Source organism: Mesorhizobium sp. M2C.T.Ca.TU.002.02.1.1 (assembly GCF_003997225.1).
The window spans coordinates 1-12579 of record NZ_RZTO01000084.1 but is presented as its reverse complement, the minus strand read 5'-3'; the positions used below and the strand labels follow the sequence as shown (position 1 = coordinate 12579).

Genomic DNA, 12579 nt, shown 5'->3' with positions numbered 1-12579 from the left:
ATGCAGCGGTTGGCGGTGATCCGGTAGAGCCACGTCGAGGCGCGCGCCCGGCCGGGATCGAAGCGCGCGGCTTGTTTCCAGACGGTCACGAACACCTCCTGCACCACGTCCTCGGCATCGGCCGCATGGCCAAGATAGCGCGCGGCGAATGTCCGCAGCCCACGGCCGTGGCGGGCCATGAGCGCGGACAAAGCCGCCTGGCTGCCGGCGGCGATGCGGGCCAGAAGCTCCTCGTCGCCATTGGCAGCTTCATCCCGCACGGCGGCGGACACCGGTCGACGAGCTTCCGGCGGCGAGGGAGAAATCCGCGACGATCCGGCCCGGGAGTAGAACGAATTCCGACGTCAAGTCCACCACCAGATGTCAGCGGCGCCAACGGCGGAAGCCGTGAACCGTGTTGCCGTTCGGGCCCGTGAAGCTGCCGACAGAACGGCCGCGAAACGGTCCGGCCGCGCTGTAACGCTGACCTGAAACGGTCTTGCCGTTCGGCCCGGTGGCAGAATAGCTCCTGAAGCAGCGGTCAACAACGCCGGCCTTGCAGGTTGAATTCGACGTGTAGGTGCCGCCATTCGGTCCGGTCCGCGTGGTCGAGCCGGTGTAGGTATTGCCGTCGCGGTCGACGCTGCGGCTCAGTTCGCCGCCATGCACGGTCTTGCGCGTCCATTCCTCGGCCGAGGCAGGGGAAGCGGCCGACCAGGCGACCATTGCGCCGAGGCAGAACAGCGGAAGTTTGAGTCTTGAGAGCATGTCGTTTCCTTTCTGGAAGGCGGGTTGGTCAATTGGCGTGAGCGGCCACGATCTTGCGGATGGCCGCGATCTCGTCGGCGGAGAGCCTGCCGTCGCCATTGCGGTCGGCGAGATCGAAGAGCGGCGTGCTGGCCTGGAACTCGTCCTCGGTGACCTTGCCGTCGCCATTCCTGTCCATGCGCCGCCAACGATTGCCGAGGCGGGCCTCGGTTGCCTGGGTGCGGTCCTCGATAGCCTGGCGGGCGGGTTCGATCTCCTTCTCGTCGATGGCGCCGTCGCCATTGCGGTCGAGCCTCTTGAAGAGACGTTCGCGGGCGGCGAGGATCTCGTCCTTCGAGATCGCGCCGTCGCCATTGGTGTCGAGGCGCTGCAGGATGCGCTGGCCGGGCGTGTCCTGCGCCGCGGCGGCGCAGAGCGGAGCGAGCCCGAGAAGCAGGCCCGCAAGGATTGCTGAGTGTTTCATGGTTGGTCCTTTCGACTGTCACGTCGCAGGGGGCGACTGTCGGCCAATACGCAGCCCGGTTCGTGCTCCTACGCCCGGCAGCAGAATTTTTTGCCGGCATCGGCGGCGCGGCATCGCTGTCCCTAAAAATTGGTAGGCGGCGCGTAGGAGCGGACGAACTCCTGCGTAGGAGACGCTGCAAGGACGATCCGCGGCGGGTCGTCGATTTCAGCGGAGACCCAGATGACCAAGATCGTGATCGCCCTTACCGGGCTGCTTTTGTGCGGCTGCAGCGCCTTCGCCGCCGACACGGGCGCCCGGGAGGCGTTCCGGCGCATCGACACCAATGGCGACAGAAAGCTCGAATTCAGCGAGATCCAGGCAGCGCGGGCGCGGATGTTCGACCGGTTGGACGCCAACCACAACGGCGTGCTCGACCCCGAGGAGGTGCAGGCGGCCGTGGCGCAGGTCAAGGCGAAGCGCGACATCCAGGCCGCGCGCTTCACCGGCCTGCAGGCCGAGGCGGGCCGCATGGACCGCAACGGCGACGGTAAAATCTCGCGCGACGAATTCACGGCCGCCATTCCCGACCGGCTGCTGCAGGCGGACACCGATGGCGACGGCGCGCTTTCGATTTCCGAACTGCGGGCGCTGAAGCGCCAGTGATCCCCAGGACACAAAGGAGAGAGACGATGAAATGGATATCGACGGCCTTATGCGGCCTGGTGCTCGGCGCATCGATGCTGGCCTCGCCGGCAGAGGCAGTTCCAATCATGCCCGCCCCGGGCCAGGCATCCGTGACCAGCCAGGCGACGCCGGTCTGGTACCGGCGCGGCTTCTACGTCGTCGGCGGCGCCTACTACTACAACGGATTCAGGGGCTATTGGCGCATGCGGCCCGGCTACCGCTACTACAATGGCTACTGGTTCCCGGCCGCCGCCTTCGCGGCCGGCGTGGCGGCCGCCACGGTCGCGCCACCCCCGCCCCCCGCGGCGCGCCTGGCGGCCGCCCATGTGCGCTGGTGCTTTGACCGCTACCGCTCCTACCGCGCCTGGGACAACAGCTACCAGCCCTATGGCGGTCCTCGCCAGCAGTGCCGGTCGCCGTATAGTTGAGCCAAGCGCGGCGCGGGCTTGTGGATGCAGGAAAAGCGCGTCGCACCGAAAACGAGTTCGGGCGACGCGTTACAGGCTTTTTGTCCAAACGTCGGTGTGGGTGGTTCCGTCGGGTCCCCGAGGGAGTGGAGTCGGCCGGAACCACCCGCCCGCCTTGTGTCCTTCCCAAGACGGACTGACTATACGACACTGTCTTGCGGTTTCCTTGACCTGGATCAAGCGCTGTCGGCTCGCCGCTGGACGTGCCCTGTCCCTGCCCTATACTTTCGCGGGCGCTGATTTTCCACGGGAGACAAGGACATATGAGCCTCGGCAGACACAAACTCGGCAGCCAGGGGCTCGAAGTCTCGACCATCGGTCTCGGCTGCATGGGCATGAGCCAGGCCTATGGGCCGGCCGATGAGGCGGAGTCGATCGCGACCCTGCACCGGTCGATCGAACTCGGCTGCACTTTTCTGGACACGGCCGAGGTCTACGGGCCTTTCCACAACGAGGAGCTGCTTGGGCGCGCGCTGAAGGGCTGGCGCGACCAGGTGACGATCGCGACGAAATTCGGCTTCCGCATCGTCGACGGCAAGCAGTCCGGCACCGACAGCCGGCCCGAGCATATACGCGAGGTGGTCGACGCTTCGCTCTTGCGGCTCGGCACCGACCGCATCGATCTCCTCTATCAGCACCGTGTCGATCCCGCCGTGCCGATGGAAGACGTCGCGGGCACGGTCGGCGAACTGGTGGCGCAGGGCAAGGTGCGCTTCTTCGGCCTATCGGAAGCGGGCATTGCCAACATCCGCCGCGCGCATGCCGTGCATCCGGTTTCGGCGCTGCAGAGCGAATACTCGCTGTGGGAGCGCAATCTCGAGCCCGAGATCATCCCGGCGCTGAAGGAGCTTGGCATCGGTCTGGTGCCGTTCGCGCCCCTCGGCCGCGGCTTCCTCGCCGGCGACGTCAAGCGCGCAGAGGATTATCCCGAGGGCGATTTCCGGCGCGGCGACCCGCGCTACCAAGGCGAGAATTTCGACCTGAATGTCGCGGCGGCGGCCACGGTGCGCGACATCGCAGACGCCAAGGGCGTCAAGCCCGGCCAGATCGCGATCGCCTGGCTGCTCGCCAACGGCCCGGATTTCGGCATCGATATCGTGCCGATCCCCGGCACCAAACGCCGAACCTATCTGGAAGAGAATGTCGCGGCGGCCGACATCACGCTCGACGCCACCGAGATGCTGGGGCTCGACATGGCGCTGACGCCCGACAAGGTATCGGGGCCAAGGTATAACGAGCGGACGATGTCGTTGGTGGACCGGTAGGCGTTATCCAGCGCCTACTTCTTCTTGCAATCCGCCATCGCCTCCATCGCTTTCCTGGCCTCTCCCTCGCTGGCGTATTGCTTCTTGCCGAGATCGACGACAAGCGTTCCGTCCGGCTTCTTCGGCACGATCTCGCATTGCTTCGATACGGCGTCCCTGGCGACCCAGTATTGCTCGGCCGCCACGGCGGGCAGGCTCATCGTGCCAGTGGCGAGGATTGCGACGGCGATGGTGCGAACCATTGCGGATCTCCATGGCTCTGATTGGAACGCGGGCGAACGCCGGGTTAGGCGACGTCCAACATGCCGCTTTTGGGAAACGCCCTGCCCGCCGCTCTGTTCCGGCGGCTCACCCGCCCGAATGCGGATCGATGCTGTAAGGATGTACCGGATAGCCCGGCCCGATCGCCTCGCCAACCCTCTCCACCCAGGCTTCGACCGCCGGATAGTCGGCGAGCGAGAAACCGCAATCCTCGGCGCGGTGGCTGTAGGCATAGACGGCGATGTCGGCGATGGTGAGCGTATCGCCGATAAGGAAAGGCGTGTCAGCCAGGCTGCGCTCCAGGGCCGAGAGCGCGCGGACGCCGGCCTCGTGCTTGCCGGCAACCAGCGCCTGGTTGCGCTCCAGGCGGCCGGTCAGCGTCCAGAAGCGCAGCGAGCCGATGACCGGCTCGACATAATATTGCTCGAAGAACAACCACTGCATGACCTTGGCACGGGCAAGCCGGTCCGCCGGCAGATAGGGCGTACCCTCGGCGACGAGCATGAGGATCGCGTTGGACTCGGCGATCGCCTGGCCATTCTCCACGGCAAGCACCGGCACGGCGCCGGCCGGGTTGAGCTTCAGGAAAGCCTCCGTGTGGCTCTCGCCCTCGAAGATCGAGATGATGCGGGTTTCGTAGGCGATGCCGAGCAGGCCGAGCAGGACACGAATTTTCCAGGCGTTTTGCGACGGAAGATAGTCGTAGAGCGTGAGCATGGCGCGGTCCTCGGTGCGATTGGATGGCTTTGCATGGGGTGGTGGGATGCGCCACCCGATTCAGGCATTCACGACGCCAACACGGGCGAAAGTCCGGACCGCATCACCCAAAGTCGGCGCGAGGCACCCCCCTCTGGCCTGCCGGCCATCTCCCCCGCAAGGGGGGAGATCAGCAGCTTCGACGTCTCGTCCTCATCTCCCGGCGATATCCTTCGCCACCGCCTGCGCCTCGATGCCGATCTCGCGCAGCAGGCCGGTGACCGGGTTGTAGAAGCCGACGAGATAGATGCCGAGCTCCGAGGCTCGCGCGTTCACGCCACTCTTGCCCGGGCTAAGCTCCGCCGGCAGGAAAGCGCCGTAGCCAGGACGATAGCCGGTGGCGAAAATCGCCGAGTCGAACTTCTTCTCCACGCCATCGACGAATGTCACGCCGTCTCCGGTGAAGCTTGCAATGTCCGGGGCTATGCCGATCCGACCCTGCTTGATCGCCGCCACCGTGCCGACATCGATCACCGGGATGCGGCCGGCCTCGATCCCTTGCAGGATGCCCTGCTTCGGCCGCACGATGCCGTATTTCTCCAGCCGGCCCAACGCCAGGTCGAGGATCTTGGGAAACATCCAGTCGTTCAGCGCCCGCGGCATCGGCCGGCTGGCGATACCCACCATCTGGATCGGCACGCCGAACAGCTGGCGCGGTACGATGTGGACGCCCTTGCGCACCGAGATGGTCGGATGGGCGCCGCTCTCGGCGAGGTCGAGCGCGATCTCCGCACCCGTGTTGCCCATGCCGATGACCAGCACGTCCTTGCCGACATAGGGCGCGGCCTCGGTGTAGGTGGCGCTGTGCAGCACCTTGCCCTTGAAGGCCTCGATGCCCGGAAAACGTGGCGTAATCGGCTCGGCATTGTTGCCGGTGGCAACGACCACCTTGCGGGCATTGAAAGACCCGGCATCGGTCTCGACCAGGAGTTTTCCACCGTCGCGGCGGATGGATTTCACGGTGACGCCAAAGCGCGGCCTCAGTCCGAAATGCCCGGCATAGGCGTCGAGATAATCGACCACTTTTTCGCGTGGCACATAGCGCGGGTGGCTCTTCGGGAACGGCACGAAAGGCAGCGATGAGAAAGACTTCACCGTGTGCAGGTGCAGCCGCCGGTAATGCCGGCGCCAGGAGGGCGCAACCTCATCGGCCTTTTCAAGGATGATGAAATCCTGCCCCGCCTGTTTCAGGCAAGCGGCGACCGCGAGCCCGGCAGGGCCGGCGCCGACGATGACGACATTGGCGTCCAAAAGACCTCTCCTCCCGCCCAAGCGGCAAAAGCTATGACGGGAGGTGGGCGGGCGACAAGTAGGGAGAAGCACCTAGGGGGCGTCGCTGCCCTACTCCATCGCGCCGGGTGTCTCGGGCTCGTCCTCGGGCGGTTCGAGGATCTCGATCAGTTTCGCCACGCGGGCGCCGGGCATGGCGTGACCTTCATTGACCAGCGCCTCGTCGGCGCCAATCCAGGCGAAGGCCTCGCGCAGTTCCTCGAGGCTGGCGCCGGTGAGCGCGATGTCGGCGATGACGGCCTCGTCGACCGGTCCAAGCACGGAAATGATCTCGTTGCGTGTCATCTTGGCCTCCCCATGGGTCGGATGATTGCCCAAGGAAACGACCGGCGGGCGGAGCGGGTTCCGATAAACCGCGGGCCGGCTTCTTCCGAACGAGGCCCAATGCTATGGCTCGCCCATGAAGCCAGCCCTCCTCCTTGCCGCTCTGCTCCTGTCCACGCCGGCCCTCGCAGACTGGAAGCCCGTCGAAAAAATCGACACCTATTCCGTCTCGGGCCAGACGGCAGAGCAGCTCTACCTCTCGATCGGCGAGAAAGGCCCGCTGATCGGCACGGCCGGCAACGCTCGGCGCGTCATCGCGCATACTTTCTTCAAGCTGACCTGGCAGCGCGACTACCAGCCGCAAGGCAACGCCTGCGTGCTGAAGACGGCGCGGCCGAAGCTGATCATCACCTACACGCTGCCGAAGCCGGCCGGAAAGCTGGAGCCCGCCCTGCAGGCGCGCTGGGACAGGTTCGCCGCCGGGCTGATCGCGCATGAGAAGGTGCATGGCGCCGGCATCGTCGACATGGTGGACAAGATCGTCGCCTTCAGCACCGGCCTCACCGCCGAAAACGATCCCGGCTGCAAGAAGGTCAGGGCGGAACTGACGGCCTATCTGGACCAGCTCTCCAAGGCGCAGCGCCAGGGCAGTCGCGACTTCGACACGAAAGAGTTCGGGCATGACGGCAATATGCTGAAGCTGATCGCGGCGTTTCTGGGCGGGGGTTAGAGCGCCGACGGTTAGCGGATCGGCACCAGTTTCGCCGCCTCGCGCATGGCCTGCGCGGCGCCGAGATTGCTGACCGGATAGCCCGAGATAAAACCCTCGATCGAGAAGCCGGGAAATTCGGCCCGCAGCCTGGCCGCGATGACCGCGGCCTCGGGCCCTTCGCCCAGTACCGCATGGGCGAGCATCAAAAAGACCAGCACGTGAGGAGAATCCGGTGTGCTTCGCCGCAGCGCCGCAATGGCTTCCCGGTGCCTGCCGGCCGCGAACAGGACACGGCCCTGCATGCCGAAATACCAGGGCGGAGCAAGCGGATTGAGGCGCATGGCGCGCTCGATGAGCGGGATCGCCTCAGCCGGATCGCCGGCGACCAGTGCCTTGCTGCCGGCAAGCAGCGCCAGCGTGTCGGCATGGTTGGAGCCGATTCGAAGGCTCGCCGGTGGGCGCTTTCGGCCGCTTCCAGATCGCCGAGGCAGCCCATGAGATCGCCGAAGCAGGTGTGCGCGCTGCTGTCGGTCGGGTCGAACCGCAGAGCGTTCTCGACCGCCCAGCGCCATTTGGCGATCGAGGTGTTCAGGTCGTCGCCGTAGCCGTTGCACGCTTCGATCGAATAGGCGTAGGCGAGTTCGGTCCAGGCCCTGACCAGGGTCGGGTCAAGCTCGAGGGCGCGTGAAAACAACCTGATGGCTTCCCTGTTGCCGCTGCGGCTGAAGGTGTTGTGCTGCTCGACGCCCAGCAAATGGCAGTCATAGGCGCGCAGGCTGGCCGGCGGCTTGCGACGGATCGCATTGCGGCCGACCGTGGCGATCGCGCCGAAACAGCCGGCGAGCACATTGATGACGCTTTCGGTCAGGCTGTCCTGCAGGGCGAAGATGTCCTCCGCCGGACGGTCGAAGCGCTCGCTCCACAGGCTGACGCCGGTCCGTGCATCTGCAAGTTCGATCGTCAACCGGATCCGGCGGTCGTCGGCCCGCAACTGACCCGAGACGATATAGGTGGCGCCCAGCGCCTTGCCGTCCGCGGCGAAATCGGCGGGCCTGCTGCCCAGCGATTTCATGGTGTGGAAGGCGATCACCGGCATGTCGGCGTAGCGCGCAAGATCGACGGTGATGTCCGACGACAGGCCGTCGGCAAAGCGATGCCAGCGTTCGTCGGCGTTCAGGCACTCGATTGGAAATATCGCAAGCACCGGCGAGGCTTCGGGCGCAGACGGCACGGCCGCGATGGCATTGACGTGCATGGCGAGCGCGACCTTGCTGCGCACGCCGAGCTTTTCGTAGATCGCGGCGAGATGCGTGCGCACGGTCGACGGGGCGATGAACAGCGCCTCGCCGATCTCGCGATAAGTCAGGCCCGCCGCGAACTTTTCCGCCACCGCGCGCTCGCGCTCGGACAGGGCCGGCAAGGACTGGCCAGGCGAAGGCATGGCCGGTGTGGACATGGCGTTGTGGTTCATCCCGATCCCCTGCCCGCGGACGGGAACATTACCAAACGCCCGCAGCAGCAAAAATACTACAAATGCAGGACCCAAGACACTGCATGCGGCCGATGGCGCGGCCGAGGCTGGAGGTTCAGGCTCCCCGCATGCCCTCGATGAGGGCCATTCGTTCCCGAGGAGCCGATGATGAAACCGACGTTGAACACGATTTCCGATTTTTACAGCGCCGTGCGGCTCGATGTCCGCGAACCGCCGACCGGAGAAAGCCTCCTGCCACGCCGGCCCGGCCTGTTTGGTCTTTTCGCAGCGTGGCGCGAGCGCGCCTTTTTCCGCGAGGACCTTGCGCTCAAGGCACGCGACATGCCGTATCTGATCGGTGACATGGGCCTGACGATGGACGCCGTGCGTGAGGAACTCGCCAAGCCATTCTGGCGGCGGTAGCCGGAACATTTCAGCAAAAAATCAGCAGTCGTTCAGGACGGCAGGGACCTTTCGCAGCGATACTTGCGGAATAGCGACGGGCAGGAGACCCACCGCTGCCGCCGCCAAGCATGGAGGGCAATCATGCATCAGAGAATTGACGCACCGTTCCCGCCCGCCCAGTTGGCACGAGAGGAGATGCTTCGTTTCCTTTCGACCGGCTTTGCCGGCGCTTGTTGCGGCGAGAGCAACGAGATGCTGGCCTACCTCGAAGGGGTGGCGTCCAGCGAGAAAGCCGCCACCGAAGCGCCCGGACCAAGGTTTCGCCTGCGCGGCCTCTTTTCAGGCTTGAACTGGTTTCCAGCTTGACCTTGCCGGCATTTGCCATTCCCATGGCCGGTGCGCGATGAAGCGCGGTGATGGGGCAAGAGCTTGGCGCTACGGATCGGCGGCGCGGTGCTCGATCTCGACCGGGGTACGCTCCGGCGTGAGGGCGAGATCGTGCCGGTCCGGCCGAAAACCCTGGAGCTGCTGGCTTACCTGGCGCGCAATCCCGGTCGGGTGCTGAGCAAGGAAGAATTGCTGCAGGCGGTCTGGCCAGGAATCATCGTCACCGAGGATTCGCTCACCCAATCGATCCGCGACGCGCGCAAATCGATTGGCGACGAGGCGCAGGCGCTGATCCGCACGGTGCCGCGCCGGGGCTATCTCTTCCAGCTTCCCGAGGCCGAGGCCGCGCAGCCACCGGCGGCGGCCGCGGCGCGGGCAGAGCCGACGGTGGCGGTGCTGCCGTTTGATGTGGACCCCGCCGATGCCGCCGCCAGGGCATTGTTCGACGGCGCCGTCGAGGAAATCACCAACGCGCTTTCATACTTCAAGACCGTCGCCGTGCTGGCGCGGCATTCGGCCTTCGCCCTGGCCGAGCATTCGCGCGAGGACATCCGGGCAACCGCGGAGCGGCTCGGCGCGGACTATATCGCCGAAGGCCGCGTCGAAACCGCCGGGACGGAGTATAGCGCGCGCGTGGTTCTGACCGAGACGGCATCCGGCCGGCGCGTCTGGTCGCAGAGCTTCACTTTTGCCCCGGCCGATATCTTCACCTTCCAGACGATGGTGGCGCAACGCATCGTGACGGCGCTGGTCGCCAATATCGAAAGCGCGGTGATGCGGCGCGGCCTGCCCGCGGCCGCCGCCAATGTCGAAGCCTATCTGCATTTCCTGCGCGGCAAGGAGCTGCTGCGCAGCTATGGCGAACGGGTCAACCAGGATGCGCGCGAGCATTTCCTCAAGGCGATCGAGCTCGATCCGCAATCAGGGCTGGCGCATGCCTATCTGGCTCTCGCCGAAGTGATTATCGGCGGCTACAACGACGCGCCGCGCGTCGTGCTCGACCAGGCACGCGATCGGGCGCTGCATGCGATCGCGCTCAGCCCGGACGAGGCGCGCTGCCACCGCATGCTGGCGCTGACGCTTCTCTATCGCGGCCGTGACGAATACGACGCGGTCGAGAAGCATTTCGCCCGCGCGCTGGATCTCAACCCCTACGACGCGGACACGCTCGCCCAAACCGGCTTCTTCCGGGCGCTGCGTGGCGACGGCGAGGCCGGGCTGGCCCTGCTCGACAAGGCCATCCAGCTCAATCCGATGCATCCGACCTGGTACTATCACGACCGGGGCGAAGCCTTGCTGATCCTCGGCCGCTACCGCGAGGCGGCCGCGTCCTTCTCATGTCTGCCCCGCAAGAGCGCGTGGCAATGGGCGAGACTGGCAACGTGCTACGCCCTGGCCGGGGACGCCGCAAAGGCGCTGGCCTGCGTTCGTGAAGGACGCGCCCTGGAGCCCGGCCTCACCGTCGCGCAAATCATCGAGGAAACGCGCATGGAGCGATCCGAGGACCGCGAGAGAATACGCGAGGGCCTCGAGCTGGCGGGCTGGGACATCAACGGCCCGCCCGCTCGCTAGAAGCTGATCTCCACCGCGGCGACACTTCGCTTGGCCTCGCCGTGGAACACCGCCTCGATGTTGTTGCCGTCGGGGTCGAGCAGGAAGCAGGCGTAGTAGCCCGGGTGGTAGCGGCGCTCGCCCGGCGCGCCATTGTCCTTGCCGCCGGCGGCGAGGCCCGCCTGGTAGAAGGCATCGACCATGGCGCGATCCGTCGCCTGGAAGGCGAGATGGTGGCGGCCGGTGAGCACGCCGAGCGCGGCGCGGCTGTCCGCACTGGAGACGAACAGCTCGTCGGCCCAGAAATAGTCATGCGCCTCGCCGCCGATCGGAATGCCCAGCACCTCGAACAGCGCGCCATAGAAGCGCCGGCTGGCCGCAAGGTCGCGCACCACGAGCTGGATGTGGTCGATGAGCCGGCCGCGATAGAGTTCCATGAGAGCGTTCTCCTCGTCGAGAGGGTCAATTTAGGTGGGAGGAGGTCAGCGTCAATGCGGGTGCTATAGGCTGCTGACACGCCGGCGGGACAGAGGGGGCGCGAAGGAGCTCGGCCTTGCGGGCGATCCGCTCTTTCGAAAAACTAGATAAAAAATGCAACCGGATTTGTAGGATCGGCTTCCGTCCCGGCGTCCTTCGGACGCAAGCGGCCCGGTGGACTGGAAAAACCGTGCCGCATCAAACAGGATGCCTTACGGCATGGGAGCAGAACCATGAACCATTCTTATCGTTGGGTCATCGTCGCGGCCGGCGCGCTGATGACCTGCGTGGCGCTCGGCGCCATGTTTTCGCTGGCGATCTTCCTGGAGCCGATGTCGCTCGACACGAACTGGTCGCGCACCGGCATTTCCAGCGCCATGACCTTGAACTTCCTGGTGATGGGCCTCGGCGGTTTCGCCTGGGGGGCGATCTATGACCGGGTCGGGGCGCGACCGGTCGTGCTTGCGGGCGCGGTGCTGCTCGGCCTGTCGCTGGTGGTGGCGAGCCGCGCCACCTCGCTTATCGTCTTCCAGCTGAGCTACGGCGTCATCGTAGGCCTGGCGGCCAGCGCCTTCTTCGCGCCGATGATCGCGCTCACCACCGCCTGGTTCGACACCAACCGCAGCCTCGCCGTCTCGCTGGTCTCGGCCGGCATGGGCGTGGCGCCGATGACCATCTCGCCCTTCGCCCGCTGGCTGATCACGGCCTATGACTGGCGCACCGCCATGTTCGACATCGGCGTCATGGCCTGGGTGCTCTTGCTGCCCGCCGTGTTGCTGGTGCGCCAGCCGCCGGCGGCGGCCACGGCAAGCGACGGCATGCCGGCGCCCGCCGCAAACGATCCCGGCATGAGCGTCGGCCAGGCGCTGCGCTCGCCGCAATTCATCGTGCTGGGCCTCACCTTCTTCGCCTGTTGCGCGGCGCATTCGGGTCCGATCTTCCACATGGTGAGCTATGCCATGTCCTGCGGCGTCGCGCCGATGGCGGCCGTGTCGATCTACAGCGTCGAGGGACTGGCCGGCCTCGGCGGTCGCGTGCTCTACGGCGTGCTCGGCGACCGGCTGGGCGTCAAGCCGGTGCTGGTCGCAGGCCTCGCCATACAGGGGTTGGTGATCGCCGCTTACCTCACCGTCGGCCAGCTCGAGCAGTTCTATCTTCTGGCCGTCATCTTCGGCGCCACCTATGGCGGCGTCATGCCGCTCTATGCCGTGCTGGCGCGCGAATATTTCGGCCTGCGCATCATCGGCACGGTGCTTGGCGCGGCCACGATGCTTTCCAGCCTCGGCATGTCGCTCGGCCCGCTCGCCGGCGGCATGATCTACGACGCCACCGCCAGCTATCACTGGCTGTTCATCGGCTCGGCGCTGATCGGGCTGGGTGCTGCCGGCATCGCCATC

At 66.0% G+C, this 12579-nt stretch carries 16 protein-coding genes and 2 pseudogenes; 7 read left to right on the top strand and 11 right to left on the bottom strand.

From position 1 onward, the window contains the following. From EOD07_RS07040 to EOD07_RS07030, 3 genes are all read right to left on the bottom strand, one after another. A partial coding sequence (locus tag EOD07_RS07040) for a sigma-70 family RNA polymerase sigma factor (protein WP_127234556.1) occupies nucleotides 1-272 on the bottom strand: 272 nt, incomplete at its 3' end. Nucleotides 273-363: 91 nt separating this feature from the next. Continuing rightward, entirely contained in the window at nucleotides 364-747 is a 384-nt protein-coding gene (locus EOD07_RS07035; RefSeq protein ID WP_127234554.1) for a hypothetical protein, read from the bottom strand. A gap of 28 nt (nucleotides 748-775) precedes the next feature. Then, on the bottom strand, nucleotides 776-1210 hold the full coding sequence (locus tag EOD07_RS07030) for an EF-hand domain-containing protein (protein ID WP_127234552.1): 435 nt from the start codon (nucleotides 1208-1210) through the stop codon (nucleotides 776-778). 222 nt (nucleotides 1211-1432) lie between these two features. Here EOD07_RS07030 and EOD07_RS07025 point away from each other — a divergent pair, with 222 nt between their 5' ends. The 3 genes from EOD07_RS07025 (at nucleotide 1433) to EOD07_RS07015 (ending at nucleotide 3608) form a co-directional block, all read left to right on the top strand. Beyond that, nucleotides 1433-1855, top strand: coding sequence for an EF-hand domain-containing protein (locus EOD07_RS07025; RefSeq protein ID WP_127234550.1), 423 nt, complete (start codon nucleotides 1433-1435; stop codon nucleotides 1853-1855). 26 nt (nucleotides 1856-1881) lie between these two features. Beyond that, nucleotides 1882-2304, top strand: coding sequence for a BA14K family protein (locus EOD07_RS07020; RefSeq protein ID WP_127234548.1), 423 nt, complete (start codon nucleotides 1882-1884; stop codon nucleotides 2302-2304). A gap of 302 nt (nucleotides 2305-2606) precedes the next feature. Continuing rightward, entirely contained in the window at nucleotides 2607-3608 is a 1002-nt protein-coding gene (locus EOD07_RS07015) for an aldo/keto reductase (protein WP_127234546.1), read from the top strand. Nucleotides 3609-3622: 14 nt separating this feature from the next. Here EOD07_RS07015 and EOD07_RS07010 read toward each other — a convergent pair whose 3' ends face one another. The 4 genes from EOD07_RS07010 to EOD07_RS06995 all read right to left on the bottom strand — a co-directional run bounded on the left by EOD07_RS07010 (nucleotide 3623) and on the right by EOD07_RS06995 (nucleotide 6200). Continuing rightward, nucleotides 3623-3850, bottom strand: a complete 228-nt coding sequence (locus tag EOD07_RS07010) for a hypothetical protein (protein ID WP_041012422.1) — start codon at nucleotides 3848-3850, stop codon at nucleotides 3623-3625. Nucleotides 3851-3956: 106 nt separating this feature from the next. Further along, nucleotides 3957-4586, bottom strand: coding sequence for a glutathione S-transferase family protein (locus EOD07_RS07005; RefSeq protein WP_127234544.1), 630 nt, complete (start codon nucleotides 4584-4586; stop codon nucleotides 3957-3959). Between the two features lie 192 nt (nucleotides 4587-4778). Further along, nucleotides 4779-5876, bottom strand: a complete 1098-nt coding sequence (locus tag EOD07_RS07000) for an NAD(P)/FAD-dependent oxidoreductase (protein ID WP_127234542.1) — start codon at nucleotides 5874-5876, stop codon at nucleotides 4779-4781. 90 nt (nucleotides 5877-5966) lie between these two features. After that, on the bottom strand, nucleotides 5967-6200 hold the full coding sequence (locus tag EOD07_RS06995) for a hypothetical protein (protein ID WP_040980613.1): 234 nt from the start codon (nucleotides 6198-6200) through the stop codon (nucleotides 5967-5969). A gap of 115 nt (nucleotides 6201-6315) precedes the next feature. On the opposite strand from EOD07_RS06995, the gene EOD07_RS06990 reads away from it, so the two are divergent. After that, nucleotides 6316-6909, top strand: a complete 594-nt coding sequence (locus EOD07_RS06990; protein WP_127234540.1) for a DUF922 domain-containing protein — start codon at nucleotides 6316-6318, stop codon at nucleotides 6907-6909. 11 nt (nucleotides 6910-6920) lie between these two features. On the opposite strand, the gene EOD07_RS38410 is transcribed toward EOD07_RS06990, so the two are convergent. From EOD07_RS38410 to EOD07_RS39180, 3 genes and pseudogenes are all read right to left on the bottom strand, one after another. After that, nucleotides 6921-7109 carry a hypothetical protein gene (locus EOD07_RS38410; RefSeq protein WP_245469926.1) on the bottom strand — a complete coding sequence of 63 codons (189 nt, stop codon included), beginning with the start codon at nucleotides 7107-7109 and terminating at the stop codon, nucleotides 6921-6923. Nucleotides 7110-7175: 66 nt separating this feature from the next. Continuing rightward, nucleotides 7176-7232 (bottom strand): annotated as a pseudogene (locus tag EOD07_RS39185) (hypothetical protein); the annotation flags it as partial. A gap of 968 nt (nucleotides 7233-8200) precedes the next feature. After that, a pseudogene (locus tag EOD07_RS39180) lies at nucleotides 8201-8332 on the bottom strand (helix-turn-helix transcriptional regulator); the annotation flags it as partial. Nucleotides 8333-8908: 576 nt separating this feature from the next. Here EOD07_RS39180 and EOD07_RS06975 point away from each other — a divergent pair. After that, a complete protein-coding gene (locus EOD07_RS06975) occupies nucleotides 8909-9133 on the top strand; it encodes a hypothetical protein (RefSeq protein ID WP_127234536.1) in 225 nt (74 codons plus the stop codon). 63 nt (nucleotides 9134-9196) lie between these two features. Further along, nucleotides 9197-10726: a winged helix-turn-helix domain-containing protein gene (locus EOD07_RS06970; protein WP_127234534.1), complete on the top strand. Its 1530-nt coding sequence runs from the start codon at nucleotides 9197-9199 to the stop codon at nucleotides 10724-10726. On the opposite strand, the gene EOD07_RS06965 is transcribed toward EOD07_RS06970, so the two are convergent. Then, nucleotides 10723-11142 carry a VOC family protein gene (locus tag EOD07_RS06965; RefSeq protein WP_127234532.1) on the bottom strand — a complete coding sequence of 140 codons (420 nt, stop codon included), beginning with the start codon at nucleotides 11140-11142 and terminating at the stop codon, nucleotides 10723-10725. The genes EOD07_RS06970 and EOD07_RS06965 overlap by 4 nt on opposite strands. Before the next feature lie 273 nt (nucleotides 11143-11415). Between EOD07_RS06965 and EOD07_RS06960 the strand changes: the two genes are divergently transcribed. Beyond that, nucleotides 11416-12579: MFS transporter (locus tag EOD07_RS06960; protein ID WP_127234530.1), on the top strand; the 1164-nt coding region annotated here is incomplete at its 3' end.